The 21,318-nt window shown below is 47.8% G+C and carries 18 protein-coding genes; 3 read left to right on the forward strand and 15 right to left on the reverse strand.

The window, feature by feature from the left end; translation table 11 throughout:
* Positions 1-37: 37 nt before the first annotated feature.
* Positions 38-1,495: an allantoin permease gene (allW, locus tag AC0J5I_RS02740; RefSeq protein ID WP_106450379.1), complete on the reverse strand. Its 1,458-nt coding sequence runs from the start codon at positions 1,493-1,495 to the stop codon at positions 38-40.
* Positions 1,496-1,756: 261 nt separating this feature from the next.
* Positions 1,757-2,968 (reverse strand): pyridoxal-phosphate-dependent aminotransferase family protein, encoded by a 1,212-nt coding sequence (locus AC0J5I_RS02745; RefSeq protein WP_475303390.1) that lies wholly within the window; start codon positions 2,966-2,968, stop codon positions 1,757-1,759.
* A gap of 177 nt (positions 2,969-3,145) precedes the next feature.
* On the opposite strand from AC0J5I_RS02745, the gene AC0J5I_RS02750 reads away from it, so the two are divergent.
* Positions 3,146-4,777, forward strand: coding sequence for a PucR family transcriptional regulator (locus AC0J5I_RS02750; RefSeq protein WP_475303392.1), 1,632 nt, complete (start codon positions 3,146-3,148; stop codon positions 4,775-4,777).
* Positions 4,778-4,964: 187 nt separating this feature from the next.
* On the opposite strand, the gene arcC is transcribed toward AC0J5I_RS02750, so the two are convergent.
* The 7 genes from arcC to allC are packed head-to-tail and all read right to left on the reverse strand — an operon-like array spanning position 4,965 to position 13,054.
* Entirely contained in the window at positions 4,965-5,906 is a 942-nt protein-coding gene (arcC, locus tag AC0J5I_RS02755) for a carbamate kinase (RefSeq protein WP_475303394.1), read from the reverse strand.
* Positions 5,879-6,778, reverse strand: a complete 900-nt coding sequence (locus AC0J5I_RS02760; RefSeq protein WP_475303396.1) for an oxamate carbamoyltransferase subunit AllH family protein — start codon at positions 6,776-6,778, stop codon at positions 5,879-5,881. The genes arcC and AC0J5I_RS02760 overlap by 28 nt, the downstream gene beginning before the upstream one ends.
* 18 nt (positions 6,779-6,796) lie before the next feature.
* A complete protein-coding gene (locus AC0J5I_RS02765; RefSeq protein WP_475303399.1) occupies positions 6,797-8,062 on the reverse strand; it encodes a YlbE family protein in 1,266 nt (421 codons plus the stop codon).
* A 16-nt stretch (positions 8,063-8,078) separates the two neighbouring features.
* On the reverse strand, positions 8,079-9,851 hold the full coding sequence (gene fdrA, locus AC0J5I_RS02770; RefSeq protein ID WP_475303403.1) for an acyl-CoA synthetase FdrA: 1,773 nt from the start codon (positions 9,849-9,851) through the stop codon (positions 8,079-8,081).
* A gap of 55 nt (positions 9,852-9,906) precedes the next feature.
* Entirely contained in the window at positions 9,907-10,992 is a 1,086-nt protein-coding gene (gene allD / locus AC0J5I_RS02775; protein ID WP_475303407.1) for an ureidoglycolate dehydrogenase, read from the reverse strand.
* A gap of 18 nt (positions 10,993-11,010) precedes the next feature.
* The gene (allE, locus tag AC0J5I_RS02780; protein ID WP_475303410.1) at positions 11,011-11,796 is read right to left on the reverse strand and encodes a (S)-ureidoglycine aminohydrolase; all 786 of its coding nucleotides are present in this window, start codon (positions 11,794-11,796) and stop codon (positions 11,011-11,013) included.
* Positions 11,797-11,827: 31 nt separating this feature from the next.
* Complete coding sequence (gene allC, locus AC0J5I_RS02785; protein ID WP_475303414.1) at positions 11,828-13,054, reverse strand: allantoate deiminase; 1,227 nt, start codon at positions 13,052-13,054, stop codon at positions 11,828-11,830.
* A 168-nt stretch (positions 13,055-13,222) separates the two neighbouring features.
* Between allC and AC0J5I_RS02790 the strand changes: the two genes are divergently transcribed.
* Positions 13,223-14,095, forward strand: a complete 873-nt coding sequence (locus AC0J5I_RS02790) for an alpha/beta hydrolase (protein ID WP_475303418.1) — start codon at positions 13,223-13,225, stop codon at positions 14,093-14,095.
* A gap of 64 nt (positions 14,096-14,159) precedes the next feature.
* On the opposite strand, the gene AC0J5I_RS02795 is transcribed toward AC0J5I_RS02790, so the two are convergent.
* From AC0J5I_RS02795 to AC0J5I_RS02810, 4 genes are all read right to left on the reverse strand, one after another.
* Entirely contained in the window at positions 14,160-15,416 is a 1,257-nt protein-coding gene (locus AC0J5I_RS02795; RefSeq protein ID WP_475303421.1) for a glycerate kinase type-2 family protein, read from the reverse strand.
* Positions 15,417-15,453: 37 nt separating this feature from the next.
* Positions 15,454-16,410, reverse strand: a complete 957-nt coding sequence (locus AC0J5I_RS02800) for a D-2-hydroxyacid dehydrogenase (RefSeq protein WP_475303425.1) — start codon at positions 16,408-16,410, stop codon at positions 15,454-15,456.
* A 17-nt stretch (positions 16,411-16,427) separates the two neighbouring features.
* Positions 16,428-17,339 (reverse strand): sugar phosphate isomerase/epimerase family protein, encoded by a 912-nt coding sequence (locus tag AC0J5I_RS02805; RefSeq protein ID WP_475303429.1) that lies wholly within the window; start codon positions 17,337-17,339, stop codon positions 16,428-16,430.
* A 114-nt stretch (positions 17,340-17,453) separates the two neighbouring features.
* Positions 17,454-19,121, reverse strand: a complete 1,668-nt coding sequence (locus AC0J5I_RS02810) for a thiamine pyrophosphate-dependent enzyme (RefSeq protein WP_475303433.1) — start codon at positions 19,119-19,121, stop codon at positions 17,454-17,456.
* A gap of 193 nt (positions 19,122-19,314) precedes the next feature.
* Here AC0J5I_RS02810 and AC0J5I_RS02815 point away from each other — a divergent pair, with 193 nt between their 5' ends.
* Entirely contained in the window at positions 19,315-20,091 is a 777-nt protein-coding gene (locus AC0J5I_RS02815) for an IclR family transcriptional regulator (protein ID WP_180687950.1), read from the forward strand.
* Positions 20,092-20,338: 247 nt separating this feature from the next.
* On the opposite strand, the gene dhaM is transcribed toward AC0J5I_RS02815, so the two are convergent.
* Positions 20,339-20,716: a dihydroxyacetone kinase phosphoryl donor subunit DhaM gene (dhaM, locus tag AC0J5I_RS02820; RefSeq protein WP_192875258.1), complete on the reverse strand. Its 378-nt coding sequence runs from the start codon at positions 20,714-20,716 to the stop codon at positions 20,339-20,341.
* Positions 20,706-21,299, reverse strand: a complete 594-nt coding sequence (dhaL, locus tag AC0J5I_RS02825; RefSeq protein WP_475305470.1) for a dihydroxyacetone kinase subunit DhaL — start codon at positions 21,297-21,299, stop codon at positions 20,706-20,708. The genes dhaM and dhaL overlap by 11 nt, the downstream gene beginning before the upstream one ends.
* Between the last annotated feature and the right edge of the window lie 19 nt (positions 21,300-21,318).

Here is a 21,318-nt window from a genome sequence, read left to right on the forward strand (position 1 = left end):
TTATATCAATAATTTTAAAACCAAAAGTTGGATGAAACTATTTTTTTCCCCTCTTCAGCATCAGATAGATACCGAAGGCCAAAGCTGCTCCGATCAACCAAGACAGATTGGAGATCATCTGCAGAGCAGGAATAAACTGTCCGCTCACGGAAATCAACAAAGCTGCGATTGTGGCGATGTAGGCTTCTATATTTATGCCCTTATACGGATTTTGCGAATTATCTTTGCTGAAATCCATATACAAAGCGTCTATATCGATTTTCTGTTTCTTGACGAAATAATAGTGGGCCAACATGACACCCGCTACAGGACCCAAAACAGCGCCGATGATGTTCAGGAAAGCGAAAATGCTCGCGGAATTTTCCATCAATTTCCATGGCATGATGACGTAGCTAATGACGGAAGCGATCAGAACGCCCTTCTTATAGTCAACAGACTTAGGGAACAAAGCCGACAGTTGATATGCGGCCGGAATGATGTTACCGGTCGCATTTGTTGAGACGGTAGTCATCAGGAACACGACTACAGCTAATGCCGCTGCAGGGACGCTTTCCCACTTGTTCACGATGTTCAGCACGTTCCATTCCTGTACTCCAAAGTGGATGGATCCACCAATCAGAATGGCGACGCTGGATAATGCGAAAATCAAGTACGCAACCAGAAGGCTAGCGGTTTGTCCAATCGACTGGTCGCGCGTCGAAGTGGCGTTCTGCGTAAAGTCGGATACGCTTGCCCCCGGAGCTGCCCAAACGGAAATGACGGAATTGATGATGATGAAATAGGCCAGTAAAGGCGCATATCCTTGAACACTGTCACCGGATGGCGTATAGGCCAAAATGTTGCCCATGCCGCCGCCAACTCTGATCGCCCAGATGGCCATGCCGCCGAACACGATGTAGATCAGCGGATTCAGGATGGCAGTGAATTTGTTCAGCACGCCTCCTCCGCCAAGACCGATCAGCACGTTGATTGCCCAGAAAATGGTGAAGGTGATCAAGCCTGGAAGATCAATTCCGAAGAAATTGAAATCTCCACCGATATTCAAAAATCCCGGCCAGAACTTGCTTATCAAAATCAGCAAAGCCAACGACCCCGCATAATTCTGAAGTCCGAACCATGCGATGGCTGCTACCCCGCCACGCAAGAATCCAGGAAGTTTGGCTCCCAGATCCCCATAGGTTGAACGCAAATGCATCGCAAACGGTATCCCGTATTTCGATCCCGCTCTGCCATTGAAGACCATAAAGGCACTGACTGCCAAAGAACTGACGATAAGAGCTAACATAACATTGATTGGCGACAGACCCAGGAATAGGAATCCCCCAACAGCCGTATAATTCGGAATATTATGAACCGATCCCATCCAAAGTGTGAAATAGTTCTTTGCGTTCATATTCCTTTTTTCCGCCGTTTTTGGAACGACGTCTTCATTATAACCGCGTTTCTTTAATTCTTCGACTTGTGCATCACTGACAAAAAGATCAGTTTCTTGCATTTTCACTTCCTCATTGCTTGCTTGCATGTAATAACCTCCCTAACTTTGTAATCGCTATCAATAATTGATAAGCTTATTGTAACCGGGCTTAAAAACGTTTACATCGGAAGAGATGTACAAAGTGATTTTTTCGCTTGTGCACAACAGACAACCATCTTTTCAAGATATCTGATGGCTACTGATGTTCTTCAAACAATGCAAGGAACGGCCCGGGCGGATTCCCCACCCTGGTCGTTCCTTCATTATAGTACTGGGATCTGTCTATTTTTGGTTATACTCACGCAGAGCCGCCAAGACGGCTTCCCCGCGGTTGATGTCTGCCCTGTGGAACAGGAGGGCCGCTTCGAAAGCAGCCAGCACGTGCAATACATTCTCCTTACGGCTGCTGAAGCCCATATTGCCGATTCTCCAGACTTTCCCTTGCAATGGACCGAATGAAGAAGCGATTTCGACACCGAAATCCTGCAACAATGTATTGCGTACCGCATCACCGTCGACACCTTCAGGAATCAGGATAGGCGTAACCGTCGGCATTTTCGTTTTGCGGTCACCGAAGATTTCCAAGCCCATCGCTTCAATACCAGCCTGAATGGCGCGGTCATTTTGGCTATGCCGTTCATAACCGTTCTCGATGCCTTCCTGGATCATCATCCGCAGGCCTTCGTGCAGTGCGTAGATCATGCTGGTTGCTTCGGTATGGTGGTTGATGCGTTCTTTGTTCCAGTAGCGTTGCAGTTGGCTCAAGTCCAAGTAATTGCTGCTGATGTGGCGGTTATTGCGGAAATCTTTGCTCAGACCAAGTTCCTTCTGGTAGCGCGCTGTCAAAACCTTCTCCACACGGTCGTTATAGGTGATCAAAGACAACCCGGATGGCACGCTCACACATTTCTGGGTGCCTGCGATGGCGATATCTATGCCCCATTCATCCACCTTCACGGGTGCTCCACCATAAGTGGCGACTGTATCGACCACAAAAAACACATCGTTCTCTTGGCAAAATTTACCGATTTTTTCCAGCGGTTGCATCTGGCCGTTCGCTGTTTCCCCATGAACGAGTGCGACTATTTTAGGATTGACCCTTTTGATTTCTGCGATGATCGCATCTTCTTCAAAGACACTGTCCCAGTCTTTTTCCAAGTAAGTCACTTGCGCTTTCGCGCGTTCGCAGATTTCGCCCAACAAATACGCGAAGCGCCCGTATGCAGGAATCAGCACTTTGTCTCCGGGCTCAATCAGCCCGATAAACGCAGCTTCCAGCCCTGAGCGCGATGTGCCATCGATGGCAAAAGCCTGCTCATTTTTTGTTCCAAACGGAATTTTAATCATTTCTTTCACTTCATCCATGATGGCTAAGAATGCTGGATCGAACTGTCCCAAAATAGGCGTGCTCATGACACGAAGTACATTCGGATGAGCTTCTACAGGACCAGGTGTCATAATGGTGCGGATGGGTGTGATGATTTCTTTGAACATAACTATTCCTCCAGATTGATTATTGGTCTGATAATTTACTTACATCCTACCATTCTCAGCAAAAATGTCATTGTATGTTATGAACAAAATGATATGAAATTTGTAGGTTATGCCCAAATAAACACTTGATGATGATGGCGGTTTCAATTAAAATTAAAGCCACTAGGAGGGTTTTTAATGACTACAATGAAAGAAATGTTGGATTTGCCCCGCTTCTCCGATCTCAAAGTGCTCAATGCAGGAGCAGATCTGTCTCATGCAGTGACAAGCATAGAAATATCCGAGACGCCTGACGTTGCCTTTTACATTCCAAAGGATGTTTTTTTGCTGACCACTGCCATGAGCTATAAAAATGACCAACAAGGCTTGATCCCTTTGATCGATTCTTTGATGCGTGTGAATGCTGCTGGACTGGGGATAAAAGTCGGCCGCTTCCTTCCGGAAATCGACAATGCCATCATCAATTATGCCAATTTGGTGCGTTTCCCTTTGATCCAGATTCCAAGCACCACACCACTGGGGACACTCTCCCATCAAATGCTGAACTACTTGTGGAACCAAAAAACAGAACAGATGAGCTATGCTTTGGACATCCAGAAACGCTTCTCGAACCTACTGATGAACGATGCGAGCATTGCACGCTTCATTTCCGATTTCGGAAAAATGATCAAAACACCGGTCATCCTGCTGAATCCTTTCAGGCAAGTGATTGCCCATTCCAAGCACTTTTCCCAATCCAGCAAGCCTGCTGATTATTATGTGGGGCAAGTGCATGAGAAAAAGCCGCAGCTTTCCGAGGATGCAACGGACTCTTTTCTGATAACCGATATGGACAACCAGGAAATGCAGGTTTCCATTTACCCAATCCGTGCGAACAATTATTTCCCTTACTACCTGATCATTTTGAGGCCGGAACAAATCCCTTATCCCGTATCGGAATTCGCAGTTGATCAAGCCTCCATGGTTCTGTCGTTCGTCATCTACAAAAACTTGAAAGTGGAAGAATCTAAGCAGGATATCCGCAGCGACTATTTCAAACAATTGATAGAGAATCAGCAGTCTCCGACTCTCAAGCAAAAAAATTGGCTCGACCTTGGCCAAAATTTTGGCATCGTCAATTCCCATCATTATCAAGTGATCTACATCAATTGCCGGAATGAAAAGGGTTCGATCTTCAAAGATAAGCTGAGCCGGGAAAAAATTCAATTGGTCAACCAGTGGCTGACGGATGCATTGGCCTTCCATTTCCATGACGCCTTGCTTTTCCCGATGAAAAACACAAACCACCTACTGCTTTTGCTGCAGTCCAAAAACGAGGCGATAGATGACATCTTGCGGACAACTGCAGAGGAACTTGAGAAGGTCCTTCCGATTTCCTTGGCTTTCTCTTATGGCCATCCTTATGAAAAAATTGATATGATCGCCAACTCCTACATCGAAGCCAAGATAGCTTTCGACGAGGGATTTGCCAAGGACACGCAGCCGCGCATCAGCTACTATCGCCCGCAAGGCATGCTTAGCCTGTTCGAAAGGATGCAGACGGATGAAATTAAGTATTTCTGCCAATCCGTTCTGCACGAACTGGCCTATCCTGAAGAAGACGCCATGGTTGAATTGCGCCGGACGCTGAAAACCTACCTTGACTACCAATGCGAAATCACGCGCACGTCGAAAGCGATGTTCATACACCGCAACACAGTGAAGTACCGAATCAACCATTGCGAAGAAATACTCGGATCACCAATCGATGATCCAAATTTCAGCCTGAACCTAAGACTAGCCCTGGAACTCTCCCAGAACGACGAATAGAGTATTTATGGGATTCAGAACACGTTTGAATAGAGTGTGATGATTTTCGGGAGGCTATTCTGTGCAATTCAATGTATTTCAGCCCGCCAAAAATGCTTTTTGGCGGGCTATTTCGCCGTCCTGGTCGCACAACAAAAACAGGAGACAGCCTCGGAATGAGACAACCTCCTGTTCTTTGTTTCTTTATTTAACTGTTGACGATGCGTGTACCCGCAAAACCTGATAAGGCTTCAGCCGCTTGGTCCAATGAACAGATGATGGCTTTTTTACCTTGCATAGCAAAGTCGATGGCTGCCTCCATTTTTGGACCCATGCTGCCGTCCGCAAACTGGCCTTCATCCAAATATTGTTTCGCTTTCAGAACGGAAATTTCTTCAAGTTTTTCTTGGTTCGGTTTACCGTAATTGATGTAGACATTGCTGACGTCCGTCAGCATCATGAATACATCGGCATCCAATTGTTCCGCCAACTTTTTGCCGGTGCGATCTTTGTCGATCACGGCTTCGATTCCTGATATTTGGCCGATTTTATTGCGGACTACAGGAATGCCACCGCCGCCGCCTGCGATTACGATCGTATTTTGTTTCAATAACTTCAGGATGGACTCCACGCCATGGATTTTCTGGGGTTGAGGAGAAGGAACAACTCTGCGGTAGCCTCTTCCGGCATCTTCCATCATGACCCAACCTTTCTCTTCCGACAACAGCTCGGCTTCATCCTCAGAATAGAAGACTCCAATCGGTTTTGTAGGATTATCGAACGCAGGATCATCCGGTGATACCTCCGTTTGCGTCAATAACGTCAATACACTGCTCGTCAATTCTTCCTCATGCAAAGCATTTTTCAAAGATTGTTCCATCATATACCCGATGAATCCTTGCGATTCCGCGCTGCAGACATCCAACGGCATCTGAGGAACGATATCCTTCGCTTCCTCATTTTGGCGCAGGATATTCCCTACTTGCGGACCATTTCCGTGCGTCACTACGATTTCATAATCCAGTTTTTCTATTTTTGCAATCAGCTCCGCACTCATCTTGATGTTGTGCATCTGGTTATCGAACGTCGCTTCTTGGTTCGGGCGTAGGATTGCGTTCCCGCCTAGAGCGATGACAACTCTTTTTGCCATTGATTGTATCCTCCTTCAAATCTGTTCCATACTAACAGGGCACCCGTAAGGCCTGTCAACATATCCCGTCCGGACGTATGTCCGATCGCCATTATATGTTTGATGCATTCTTCTATGGCTTTTTCTTCACTTTCCTGCCGCAAAACATGCAGCAAACGATGGATGGGTTCGTTGTAAAGACCATCCAGGGCGCACGCCAGATAATGTTCACTTACTGTTGTAGTCGGCTTCGGAGTTTGCGACAAGCGCTTCCTGATGAGGCCTTCCGTATCCGCCGGGAGCATCCCCAGAAGCTGATCGGCTGCCAAAGCGCCCACAAGAAGATCGTCACCGGACGGCGTCAACCCCTTGCCTCTTCCGATGAAGTAACTTATCGCCTCGGTTCTTTTGCCCGCGTCACCCGAATACAGCCGCAGGAAATGATTGCCTTCCGGGGTATTCGCTAAAAATGAATCCCGCGTCAAGTCAGCCATTATGAAATCGAAACCGTTCAACTTTTCGATTTTCGCCATCGATGCCACGTAATATCGCAAACTTCCCTGATGCAAACCTTGTTCCGTTGCATAGCGGGACTGATAATGCGGTGTCCCCTCAACAACAATAGTGCATCCTTCGAAAATTAGCCTACCGTCCGAGATGAAAACGGGTTGGCCGGGTTGAACGGTTCCGACCAGTTTCCCCAACATGTCATCCGGAAGATACAACGCTTTCGGCAACCGCGGTGAGGCTGTACCTGCTATCAGCATCAAATTTTCCTGATCAGCACTTTGAATGTTCAAACTTTTATTGAATAGGCTATGGACGCGCCAAGTGCTCTTATTTTGCAGCGTGTCCGTCAAGCGTTCGTCATGGTAAGCTGCCTTTATGAACACTGCGACCATCCCCCTTTGTTATTCCTGGAAACCTAATTTTTTGGCATAAGCCAATACGGCTTTTTCGAAACATGCGATCGGTGGATGCACCGTTCCGGCTCCGATTTGGCCCAAACCAGCCTTCTTGTTGGCGATGCCGGTATTAATGACCGGTGTGATGCCGGTTTCAACGACCTTACGGGCGTCGATGCCTAGGCAGATGCCTTGGAAATCCCACGTTGGTACTGAGAAGTTCGGATTCTGGTCGATACAGATTTCACGCATTTCATTACTTGTCTGTAGGGCATCCTGGAATCCCCCGCTGCCTACGAAGCGTGTAACTGCAGGCGCTGCGATCATCGCCATGCCACCGACACCGAATGTCTCAGTTATGGCACTGTCCCCCATATCCGGAGCAGCATCGTCTTCGCTGAATCCTGAGAAATAAAGTCCTTGCGGAGTGTTGACCGGTCCTGTGAACCATTCATCTCCCATTCCTGCGATGCGGATACCGAATTCATATCCATTGCGGCACATTGCTGTGACGATCGTTCCCTCTTGGATTGTCCTTGCGCCATCCAGGACAGCTTTAGCGGCTGCCATCATGATGTTCAGGAAGAATTGGTCCGTGTCCGCCAAGAATTGCATGACCTGTTCTTTTTCTTTTTGATCCATATCCAATCCGACGACAATCGGCGACATTTCTTTCAAAAAGACCAAGGATGCGGCGATGTTCCTTTGATGGAATTCATCCCCCATCGCGATCGCTTTAGCAACCAATACATTTACGTTCAGTCCACCTGTTTTTGTTTGCAGCGCTTTGCTTAAGGTTGGGCCCAAGACATCGCGCATCCAGCGCAAACGAGTAATTACTTCATCGGAATAAGCTCCGAAACGCAGTACTGCACCAATACCTTCATTCATCGTACAGAAAGCACGGTTCCCGTCCGTTCTGTTTTCCACGATCAGGACCGCCATATTTGCCGAAGTGATTCCGCCCATCGGACCGACCGCATTGACATGATGACAAGGAATCAAGGTAACCTCTCCGGATTCCAATAAATTTCTGGCATCGGCTTCGTTTTCTGCCCAGCCTTCAAAAAGCGCTGCCCCCACACAGGCACCTTGGATTGGATCAACCATTTGCTCATATTTGATGGGTGGCCCTGCATGCAGCAGGACTTTCCCTTCGTTAAATTCTTTGATCACTGATTTTGCTGGTACAACATCCACTAAGAAAGGGGATCCAGCGACAATTTTAGCAGCTACTGCTTGATTAGCTTCATCAATCGTTTGATAATGCATCCTTGTTTTTCCTCCCTTATATGCTATCTGTTTGTTCAGTTTTATAATTATTCAAGTAATACAAAGCTTTCTGCAAGGTGACGTTGCCACCCGCAACCGGACGCCAATCGAATTGCGTCGCTTTTCCACCGTTTTCACGGATGGTTTCGGAGAAACTGCGCAGACCAATATTCAAAAATTCTTTCGCATGCAGAAGGTCCAACATAGCTTGTGAAGGCGCTAATTCTTCTGTGAATGCAGGCGCATCGATTTCTTTCAGGCCCTTTTTGTTGTCTTGGATATGGATTCCCAGCATCGCCAAAGCCGTGCGGACCGCTTGGTTGTTGCTCATCCGGATAATGACTCCAGCATCTTCCAATACTTTTTGTTGTGCTTGGCCGTCTTGAGGATCAGCGTCAGTCCCTACGATCGTCGCAACGAACGCAAGCTCTCTGCCTCCAGCAGCGGCTTTCGACTTCGCTTCCTTGATGGCCGGCACCAATTCGCTGGTCATATCCATGTGTGAGCCGTATCCCAAAACAATATCCAACAAAATGACAGCTGTCTTCGGATCATCCGCGGCTTGTCTGATCATTTCGATCCGTTTTTCCGGATCGATCATCGGGTGCGGTTTGCCTTGCGTATAAATGTCGTCCCCCAAATCAAGAACTTCATAGCCTTCATTTTTAAGGATGTAGCCTTCTTTCTTCTCGGCGTCCCCGGTCAAACTAAGGCCATCTTTAATCAGCATGGCCGCTTCATTAGCTAATGTGCCGCCGGAGTAATAGCCTTTGATGTATTTTTGCTCATCGGAGAAGTTGACGACAGGAACAGCGACTGCATCAGCCTCGGAGCTAATCGTTTCTTTGTTCACCAGTTTGACAGCCAGTTCAGCCGCTTCCTCCAACGTATAGGCATGATAAAGATCAGGTTCGTGATAAGTCGGTTTTTCGCCCAGGAAGATTGTTACTGCCGGTTTGGAAATTTTTCTCAGTAAAGCCAGAACCCTGTCCCTGACGCTGGCTGCGGGCGGTTTGGAGATGACGACGATCACTTCCGTATTAGGATCCTGCTCCAAAGTGACGATACCGTCCATCAACGTGATGCCGCCGATTGCTTCCTTCAGGTCGCGTCCGCCAGTTCCGATTGCGGTCGTTACGCCGCCTCCCAGTTTATGGATAAGCGTGGAGACTTCCTGAATACCTGTACCTGAAGCGCCGACGATGCCTATTTTTCCAGGTCTGATGACGTTGGTGAACGCCAATGGGATGCCGTTGATGATTCCTGTTCCGCAATCCGGCCCCATAAGCAGCAGACCTTTTTCATGCGCCTTCATTTTCAGGCGTTTTTCATCCTCGACTGAAACATTATCGCTGAAACAGAAGACATGTTTACCGGCATCCAGTGCGCGCTCGATTTCGAGAGCTGCATGTGTTCCGGGAATGGAAAAGAGCGCGACTTGAGCATCTTTTGCCATTTCCAAGGCTTTGTCCCACGTACGGGCAGTCTCTTCTACTGATGCTCCGCTGTTTCCTTTTGCCTGTTCCTCCAGGAAAAGATCGATTTCCTCCATGACTGTAGCTATGACTGCTTCATCTTCGACTTCCAGGACGACAGCCATATCATTCGACGATGCTTTCTCCAGTTCCGGAGTGTACAGACCTCCTGTTTTGAAGATATCTTTATTGGCGGGCGTACCCATCATGATGGAAACTTTTGTGACTCCCGCGACCGTGTTGATTTTATTCGTCAACAGCATCAAAACGATGGAATCCTGGTAGCTGTTTGATTTGATGATTGTGTGTAACATTGATTGCCTCTCTTCCCCGGTTTCCCGTTTCTTTTTGTGTGCTTCGATCAAATGCTTATTCCGCAAAGGCTCCCTTGCCGCCGTATTGGTCAAAATGAATCAGTTCACTTTTCAGATAAGCGTAAATGCTCTCCTCGACAGGGATACCCTGTTGCTGGTACTTTTCATAGTTCAATTGGTTGATTTCGCCTGGATAATAGACTTGACTGAACCCGGCTGCCGGTTTGACTTCATGCAATTCCGCCACCGTCGTCTCGATTTTTTCTTTGAAACTCTCTATATCCGTGAATTTTTTTGGATCGATGATGATATATAATTGCCCAAGGTTGCGTCCTTCAGAAATTTGGTCATACATAGAGGAAACATGCTTCCCGAAAGGCAGCCCTAACAGCACGCCTGATAAAATATCAATCATCATCATCAGTCCGTACCCTTTTGGACCCGAAATCGGCAGTAATCCATGGACGTCATGTGGATTTGTTGTCGGTTTCCCATCTTTATCCACTGCCCAAGTGTCCGGTATGGCTTTATTTTTTGAACGGGCATCGAGGATTTTCCCCCAAGCCTGTACAGTCGTTGCCATATCGAAGACGATCGGCGGACCATTTTTCCTTGGCGCCGAAAAGGCAATCGGATTTGTTCCGTAATAGATTTCCGAACCTCCGAAAGGAACAACCATCGGATCGGATTGGCACATGGCAATCGCAATCAGATCCTGCTCAGCCGCCTGTTTCACATAGTAGGACAATGCGCCGCTGTGGCTCATTCTGGAAATGCCCACCACCGCTACACCAGCTTCCTTCGCCATGGCAATCGCTTCCTTCAGACCCAGGTTCGCGACATACTGGCCGATTCCGTTGTCGCCATGAAAAATCCCAGTACTTTCTCCTGTCTTTTCGAAAGAAACATCAGGAGAAAGGGTCACTCCACCCTTGGAAATTCTTTCAGCATAGTAATCGACGCGTACGGCACCATGGGAATGGATTCCGGAAGAATCCGCAAACACCAAGTGGTTGGCGACCTCATTTGCTTGCTCAGGATGCAGTCCTGCTCCCTCTAATTTATTTTTGATCAGTCGATGAAGTTCATCAGGCATTACAGTAACTAATTTCGCCTCAACTTCTATTCCTGTGCCTTCCATTTGTTATGCTCCTTGTCCTCAAATTTTAGGATCGCGGTTACAGTCCTTAGAATAGACGTAACGCAATGGCTCACCTCTGCCGACTGCGTATGCGGCTTGCGGCACATATGCGCCCATGAAGATATAATCGCCTTTCTCTACAGGCATCCAGTCATTATCCAAGTTGTACATACCTTGACCAGACAGGATGTACGCTCCGTGTTCCTGTACATGGGTTTCGATATAGCCATGGCTAGCGCCCGGTTCGAACGAAAGGATATGGAAATTCATGTCAAAACCAATATCAGTCGGCAACAGATCCCACAACAAGACATCTTTCATCCCTTCATATTCGGTAGGAACTAAGTCATTGATGTTGCCCACGACTTTACGCGCTTCATGGCCTTCCAAAGGTTCATAGCGTTTTTTGTAAAGGAAGATTTCCGTAGCCTCTTCCTGGTTGTTTTCCAGATGCATCAACACGCCAGCCGGCAAGTAGGCGTAACCACCAGTCTCCAATTCATGGCTCTCCGTTCCATCACTTACTTTCAACTTTCCGTCTACGACGTAAACAAAGGTTTCTACGCCCTCAGCTCCGAAGCCTTGCACATTATTGCCGCCGGCCTGCATCGAAATGATGTAATCCACAAAGCTGGCTCCCAGTTTTTGCGAAGCCAAAATCGTGACCTCGCAATTTTCAAATCCGGGAACGACATTTTTCACCAATCCATCATGTGGGATCAAAGCGTAGTTTGCTCTTTTTATGACGGCTCTTGATTCCAAGAGTCCGTCTCTATAACCTGTTTGCTTGTTCTTATAGCCCATCCTTCTATCCACCCTATCCGTTTGATATTTTCTATTTGTATGCTAACTCGTAAAGCGCGCTTGCCATCATCTTGACGCCCTCCACCAAATCTTCAAGCTTGGTTGCTTCAGCCGGATTGTGGCTGATGCCCCCGATGCTTGGAACAAAAATCATGGCAGTCGGGTAATGCGGTGCGATGATTTGGGAATCGTGTCCGGCTCCACTGTGCATCACGCGGTATTTCATATGTGCTTTTTTAGCGGCTTCCTCGAGGATCGAGACGATGTTTGCATCCATCGGAACGGGTGCTTCGTCCATCCAAAGATCGATGGTTGCCTCGATATCCATTTCATTCGCAATTTCATTGATGCGTTGCTCCAGTTTTTGGGTGAAATCAATCAGCACATTGCTGTCCGTATGACGGCAGTCGATTGTGAACAGAACTTCTCCCGGCACCACATTCACCGTATTCGGTTTCGGTTCCACTTTTCCGAAGGTCAACACCAACGGATCACCGATTCCTCTCGCCTTTTCGATCGACTCAGCACAAATCCGGCTGAAAGCATAAACTGCATCGCGGCGGTAACCCATCGGTGTCGTTCCGGCATGGTTCGCTTGACCTTTCAGAATGATGGTATAACGCCGTTGACCGGCAATGCTGTTGACGACTCCAATTTGCAGCCCCTGGTTTTCAAGGACATTCCCTTGTTCGATGTGCAGTTCCACGAAAGCCTTGATATCTTCCCTTCGCTTCTGTTCACCCTTCTTGAAGTCGAATCCGGCTTGACGCATCGCATCCACAAATCGGATGCCTTCAAAATCGCTGATCGCCTCGACGTCCTCGATTTTGGCTTCATTCACAAAGTTTTTGCTTCCCCAGAATACGGTCGGGAAGCGGCTGCCCTCTTCCTCGGCCATCGAGATGACTTCCATTGATCGCAATGGCTGTCCATATGTCTCTTTTAAGTAAGCCATAGCGACATAAGCCGCTATCACACCGAATTGGCCATCCAGATTGCCCCCATTGATGACGGTGTCTATATGCGAACCGGACATGATTGTTTCATCCGGGTATTCCGAACCTTCCATTCTTCCGAAAAGATTTCCGATTTCATCAAAATGTGTTTCCATTCCGATTTCTTCCAGTTTGTTTTTTACGGCATTCTGAGCTTCCAACCAAGAATCGGAGTAAAGCAAGCGCGTCATACCGCCCGTTGGATCGCTGCCGATACCCGATAATAAATCAATATTTTCTTGAATTGTCTTAAACCAGTCCATGTTTCCGTTTCCTCCTCCGAAATATCATACTCATATTGTAAGCGCTTCTTGATAGCTTATCATTAACATAATACACAAAATCGGATATATTTTTGTGCCATATGTACACATCGTACCATTTTAAATGCAAGCGATTATGCTAAAGTGAAAGGGAAATCAGCGAAAGGAATGATGAAAAAAATGGATATTTCAACCAATACTTACTTCGTGTATGAAGGCTTGCCGCTGCAAGCGGCGTTTTATCCTGCTGCTGTAGCCTCGCCTAAACCGTTGACGCTCCTCTACTTGCACGGAGGCGGGCTGGTATTCGGAGACCGCGATGACCTTCCCGATGTGTATAAGCAGATGCTGTCGGATGCTGGATATTCGTTGCTGACACTCGATTACCCTTTGGCACCGGAAGCCCAATTGCCCGAAATCCTGCTGTGCCTGCAGCAGGCATTGGTTTGGTTCAAAGAGGAAGGAAAGGATTTGTTCAATTTGGTTTCAGCGGATTATGTGCTTTTCGGCCGCTCAGCCGGCGCCTACCTGGCTTTTCTGTTGGCAGCCCGCTCGACGGACCCCAATCTGAAAGGACTTGCCAGTTTTTATGGCTACCATTCGCTGGATGAGCCCTCTTTCCATCAGCCCAGCACCTACTACAACACATTTCCTAAGGTACCTGCGGCGTATCTGAAAAAATTGATCCAGAAGCAGCCGCTTGCAGTGGGCGCAGTTACGGAAAGATTTCCGTTATACCTCCATGCCCGTCAGAGCGGGAAATGGGTTCCGCTGTTCCTTGAGGACAAATCAAAAATAGCGGCCTTCAATCTGTCCGACGCCGATCTGCAGTCGCTTCCGCCTACTTTTCTTACGGCTAGCACCGCAGACAAGGATGTTCCCTATCGGTTCACCCAACAAGCCGCTCAACTGATAGCCGGCTCTTCCCTACATCCTGTCCTGGGAATGCCGCATGACTTTGATGCTGATCTGGCACAGCCTGTCGGGCGGCGCACCTATCAACAAATGATCCCCTGGTTGGATTCTTTGTGCGACAAATGAAACAGCTAAAGAAGGCCCGGGAATTTTTCCCGAGCCTTCTTTAGCTGTTTCATGCTAGCCTCCATTAGGCTGGTGCTTTCTCTATCAACAAAACAATCAGATCGTTCACATTCGTGCCGGTAGGACCCGTAACGATCAGATCCCCGCTGCTTTCAAGGGCTTTATTGGAATCATTATTCGCCAACAAACCTTCCACATCGGCGTAGCTTTGTCGCATGCGCGTTAAGCTGGCGCCATCAACAAGTCCTCCCGCCGCATCCGTAGGTCCATCCGTTCCGTCCGATCCGACCGATGCCAAAACCACTTGCGGCAATCCGGAAATTTGAAAAGCCGCGGACAGCGCTAATTCCTGGTTCCTTCCGCCCAACCCATCTCCTTTGATGGTAACGACAGGCTCTCCACCTGCGATAATCGCACACGGAAGCTGCGCATCTTCTTGCCCGGAGATAATTTTTCTGGCGAGTTGCCCAAGACGTTCCCCTACCGAAGAAGCTTCCTCTTCGATGGCGGTCGACAACAGACAGGTATGGTAACCGCGCGCTTGAGCATGGGATACCGCCTCACGGCACAGAATATCCACACTCCCGATCAGCGTATTCTTTACGTTATCCAAAGACTTAGGTGTTTCCCTCTGCAAGGCTTCCCGTGCCTTTTCCGACAATTTCAAAGCGTATTTCTCCACAATCCTCTGCGCCTCTGTGCTCGTCGAAAAATCTGGGTAAGCTGGACCGGATGCGATCGTATCCAAGCGGTCGCCCAAAACATCGGATAGGATGATGGCGTGGATTTGACGAGGAGAACACAGCTGGGCGAATTGGCCCCCTTTTACTTCCGAGAGATGTTTACGGATCGTATTGATTTCGACGATATTCGCGCCGCTGTTCAAAAGTTGCTTGTTGATATCCTCCAATTCAGCCAAACTGATCTGATTACGCGTTTTTTCAAACAGTGCTGACCCCCCTCCGGAAATCAAAAACAGTATCGTGTCTTCTTGCGGAATCCTGGATACATAACGCAGAACCTCAGTTGTTGCGTCGATTGATGCCTGATCCGGTATCGGATGTCCGGCTTCAAAAATGGTCACCCGCTCAATTTCGCCGAGGGAATGGCCGTACTTTGTCAAGGCCACCCCGCCTTTGAATTGTTCGCCCAGACAATCCGCCGCCGCCTTTGTCATGCGCCAAGCCGCTTTTCCGATCGCGATGATATGGCAGTTGCTGTCTATATCCATATTACTCAAGGCATTTGTGACGGCCTTATCCGGTAATACCGCCTGAATCGATTGATTTATGATATATGTTGCATCATCTCTCAGTTTCATGTCTGCTCTCCTTTTCAATCATTGCAAATTCAATTCATCAAGAAACGCTATTCACTGGCTTCCCTTCCAAAAATGCTTCGGCATTATCGATTGCGATATCCAATAAGCGCTGTCTGGCTTCAATCGGCGCCCATGCAATATGCGGTGTGATCAAGCAATTTTTCGCAGAGAACAATGGGTTTTCTTCCGTTACGGGTTCTGTCGAAACGACATCCACTGCCGCACCGTGCAGCTTACCTTCATTCAATGCAGCAGCCAAATCCGCTTCGACGATCAACGGACCGCGGGACGTGTTGATCAAAATGGCGCTTGGCTTCATTTTTGCCAATGCGGCAGCGTTAATGATCCCCTCGGTTTCCGGGAATAGCGGGCAATGCAAGGAAACAACATCGGCGTTCTCCAATAGCTCGTCCAACTCGACGAGTTTTGTATGCTCGTTCTCCAAGCCCTTATCGGCAAAGCGGTCGTATGCCAGCACGTCCATCCCGAATGCAATCGCAATTTTTGCCACAGCCTGGCCGATCCGGCCGAAGCCTATGATGCCCATCTTCTTGCCGGCCAATTCGATCAGCGGATAATCCCAGAAGCAAAAATCCCCTGACTCCTGCCAACGGCCTTGCTTGACCGCTTTGTCGTGCTCGCCTACATGGTGGCACACTTCCAACAGCAAGGCGAAAGTGAATTGAGCAACTGATGCAGTCCCATAAGTCGGAATATTCGTGACGGTGATACCCAGCTCTTTGGCCGCTGCAGTATCCACGACATTATAGCCCGTCGCCAAAACGCCGACATAGCGGATATTCGGGCAAGCAGCGAAAATTTCAGCCGTCAAAGGTGTTTTGTTTGTGAATACGATCGAAGCATCCCTGATCCGTGAGATGACTTCATCTTTAGGAGTGCGATCGTAGATGGCGCATTCCCCTAATTTTTCCAGACGTTCCCAGGAGAGATCTCCCGGGTTCAACGTATAGCCATCCAATACAACTATCTTCATTTCATTTCCTCCTTGTGTCATAACAGGCTCCAGGCACGATTCAATGTCCGTTTGGCGTTTGCGATGACGATATCAGGATCTTCATCTTGCCATGGCTTCACTTCGAAGGATAGCACTGGCGGATTGACACTGTCAAAGAATCCCTCTGCTTGCAGGACCCTTAAAAAGTCCAATAATTCCGGAACATCATTTACGCTGTTCGGGAACCCGAAGCGTGGATGCGTATCCCCGAATGCCTCCGCGCCCTCTTTCACGACGCCGTTGCCCATATGCAGATGTGTGATATAAGGCTTAGTGACTTGGATAGCATATTTTGATGTCTCGTGTGTTTGCGGAATATGGGACAGATCCATCATCAGCCCGAAATTTTCCACCAGACTGCGCATTTCGGCGGCAAATGTTGCAGCATAAGGTGCCGGACCGATTAGTGATTTCTTATCGAGATCGTAATCAAAGACTTCCAACGTGATGGTCATGTCCTTCTTGGTCGCGTATTCGCAGATAGTTTTTGTCGTCTTGACCAATTGACGGAAAGCTTCTTCCTTCGAAGCCTCCTCATATTTACCGGAAAGGAACGCGATCCCTTTTGCACCGAGGTATTCCGCTTCATCGATCGAATCGATCAGAATGGCTTCCGCCTTCAGCCGTTCCGTCTCATCGATGGCATTCGGGTTCAATCCAGCCGTCAATAATCTCGGCTGCGCCCCGTAGCAGACTTTCATGTGGCTGGAATCCAGCATTTTTTTGATTGCGGCGCGGTCTTCATCCTTCTCGATATGCGAAACCTCGATGGCATCAAAGTAATCATCCACAACTATTTTTTTCACGGTTTCTACGATGTTCCCTTGATCTTTCCAGTTCATCGCCTGTGGATAGGCCATAAAATGAATCAGTCCGATCTGCAGATATTTATGCATTGGTTCTATCATGATTTTCCCTTCCTTTACTGTCTTGTTTGACTGCTTATTTGCCGGTAAAGACGGCAGCACATTCTCGGTTGCGACTTTTCGCAAACAAGCGTGCTGCCCCTTCCCCGTATATATTTATACGAATTCTCTTACGGCTGTGATGCTAGGTCCCATTGAGCAATCTGTCGCTTCTTCACATACGATATCGATGACGTAAGGTCTGTTCGATGCATAAGCGCGTTCCAAGGATGGTTTGATGTCCTCCGGATTGAAGACGCGCTCCGCTTCGCAGCCGAAGCCTTCCGCTACCTTAACGTAATCCATCAAGCCTTGGTTTTCCGCCATGCGGACAGCGTAGTCAAAACCATAGCCATAATTTTGGTTTTGGCGAATCAGTCCCAAGTAGGCATTGTTGACGATGACAACAACCAACGGAATGTTGTTGACCGCCGCAACAGCGATTTCTTCAACCATGAATGTGAATCCGAAATCACCCAAAACAGTAACGGTTTTGATTCCCGGTGCCCCAACAGAAGCTCCGATTGCTCCAGGAATATCGAAACCTAAAGTACCCGCACCGCCTGATGGCAAGTATTTTCTTGGACGATTGATGTCCTGCAGTTGCCCTGACCAGATTTGCGTCAATCCGCAACCGGTCGTGTACATGACTTCATCACCGAACACTTCATTCATCTCTTTGAATACACGCTGTGGTTTGATCGGTCTGCTGTCATAGTCGGTTTTCCTTTTCAGATCGATGCTCAATTGCGGCAATTCCGACACAAGCCCTTTCGCCCCGAATGTTCCCCTTTGTTTCGCTTCAGCCATTAACGCTTCAATCGCCATTTTTGCATCGGCTACGATACCGATCTCAGCCGGGATGATTTTGCCGATTTGGCTCGGTTCGATATCGATGTGGATAAATTTACGGCCTTCCGAATACACTTTGATATCCCCAGTATGGCGGTCCGTGAAGCGGCAACCGATTCCCAAAACAACATCCGCTTCGCTCAATACTTTGTTCCCAAGAGGGCCGCCGACTTGAATACCGGCATGGCCTGCGTTCAATGGATGATTGACAGGAATGCCGCCTTTCGCCATATAGGTTGTGATGACCGGCAACTGCAGCATTTCAGCCAACTCAACGCATTCGTTTGTTGCTTCGGAAAGGATGACACCCCCGCCCATGATCATGACAGGCGCTTTCGCTTCCGAAATCAATTGTAGAGCCTCTTTGATTTTGTCTGTTTCGGGAGCCGGTCTTTCGATTTCGTAAGGGATGTAGCTTTCGATGTCAAAATCGATTTCGGCCATCTGCACATCCAGCGGCAAGTCAATCAGGATCGGGCCTGGTTTGCCTTCGCGTGCGATCCGGAATCCTTCGCGGAAAATGTTAACGGTCTCATTCGGATCCATGACGCACCAGGCTCCTTTTGCGATCGGTTTAGCGATCGACACGATGTCGACAGACTGGAAAGCGTCCTTGTTCAACTGCGATCTTACGGATTGTCCCGTCAATGCCAAAAATGGAATGGAATCGATGTTCGCAGTATAAATTCCAGTAATAAAATTCGTCGCACCTGGACCGGCTGTACAAGTAGCCATTGCCATTTTCCCGCTGGAACGGTAATATCCATCTGCTGCGTGGGTGCATGCTTCTTCGTGTCTCATGACCATGTGTTTGATAGAATCGGATTTCTCCAAATATTTGTATACTGGGTTGATGCCAGCGCCTGGGATTCCGAAAACGTCTTCAATTCCTTCTTTTTCCAAAATTTGTACAATCGCTTCTGCTACTAACATATCTTTCCCTCCATCTAATTTCACTCTGTGAAATAGGTTTTTGTTTTTTGTGTAACCACAGTTTAGCAGAGGTTTTTTCCGCTGTCAACAACTTTTGAAACCTATTTTCTCCTAGTGAAATTAAAATTGAGAAATTCGGTTGGATATGGTAAACTGCAATCAAGAGAAATCCTTTCACGAGGGGGAAAACAAAGTGATTGAAAAAAAAGTCAAAAAAAATCAATCGGTCGAAAAAGTATTGCAGATCATCGAATTACTAGTATCTCAAGGCGGTGAAATGCGGCTGCAGGACATCGCTGATCAAGTGAATTCACCCAGCAGCACCGTATTGCGTTATTTAAGCACGCTAAGTTCCTTCGGATATGTTTACCAAAACGCCGACTCATCCAAATATGCACTTACCTTGAAATTGGCCCAACTGGGCAGCTTGGTGAGCGGGCAATATGATATCCGTAACTTGGTCCATGACGATTTAGTCGCGCTATCGAAGGAATTCCAGGAATCCTCCTGTTTGGCTATCGAAGAAGATCATGAAGTGGTTTACATCGATGTCATCAACGGGCCGGACAACATGCTGAAGACGATGCAACGGATCGGAAAAAGAGCTCCGTTACATGCGACCAGCGTTGGAAAAAATATTCTTCAGAACTACACGGAGAAGGAAATCGAGGACATCCTGAAAGAAAAAGGAATGCCGGCATTGACCGCCAAAACCCTCACAACACCTGAGGCTCTTTTTAAGGAGTTGGAAACTGTCCAAGAAACAGGTGTGGCGATGGATAACGAGGAATGCGAGATTGGAGCTAAATGCATTTCGGTACCGCTTATCGATTACACCGGAAAAGTCGTGGCAGCCATCAGCATCAGCGGCCCCGTATTCCGTATGACTGATGAAAAAGTTGAAAAAATAAAAGAATACATGCTGCGCATGTCGAAAGAAATCTCAAAAAAACTCGCCTATACAAAATAAAGAGCGTGAGAAAAATCGATTGCTCCCCGTAGGTTGGAGTAATTGATTGCCGTTCACCTCTTTTGTGGACGACTGACGATTACAAAACGGTAGTGGTATCTGCGATTCAGAACGCGTCTAATAAGAACATGGTGAATCCCAGCTAGAAATCTGTTGCTGAGCGATCTAGTCACTTTTAAAAAAAATAACCCATGAGATTCTCCTTTTGAAAAGGAAAACCTCATGGGTTTCTTTTGGCTTCAATATTTCATTTTACATACAATTCCTGCAACTGTTCACGGATTTTTTCATAGGGCGTATCCGCCTGCAACAAAGCTGCTGTCAGATAAGCTCCCTCCACAAATGCCGCATCGCAAATGATCAGATTTTTTTTGGTCGATTCACTTACCAACTCAAGATTCATCTTGGCACTGCCCAGATCATAAAAGGCCAATATATTAGGCTCTGACATTTCATCGAGAGCTGCCGTGACTTTATCAAAACTAGTGCCGATTCCGCCGTTTTCCACTCCGCCGACTGCTTTCACGGTAATGTCCTTCGCTACAGGTTTCAGCAATCTGGCTAGCCCTTCAGCGAGCTCCGCAACATGCGAAACCAATAAAATACCGTACTGTTCACTCATCATACACCCCCGCTTCCAACATAGCCTCAAAGAAATAACCGCATGAGGCAGCTCCTGGATCGATATGGCCATTCAGCTGTTCCGACACATAAGCAGCGCGTCCCTTTTTCGCGTGAAAATCCTTCGTACTTATAACATATTCATTGATTTTTCCCAACGTTAGGCGCTTATTCCGGATGTCTTCCATGACCGGAATCCAAACATCCACTAAGGTCTTCTCCTTCAGTTCCGTAGGGCCGAACGTTTGGATTCCTTCAAGTCCACTTGTCAGGTTGGCCATCAGATCGTTATCTTCTTGAAGAGCCTCCGACATATGCAGAAAGGCTTGCCCATAAAGGAGCCCGGCTGCTCCACCCGTTTTCTGGATGAAAGACATCCCCGCCGTTTTGAACAGATCTGACAACCCTGCCTGAACCCCCTCCGCTAATTTTGCCTTCAGGTCTTTGGCGCCCCGAAGCATATTGGCCCCGTGGTCACCGTCACCGATCGCTTCATCCAGCGTATTCAGATACTTCTCGTTTGTTTCCAACTTTTCGACGAACAGGCTCAACCATGTTCTAGCCGTCTCGACAGTCAACATTTCCATCACCGCCTTGGATTCCTGA

The organism is Trichococcus sp. TS_SC_9, from assembly GCF_056156325.1.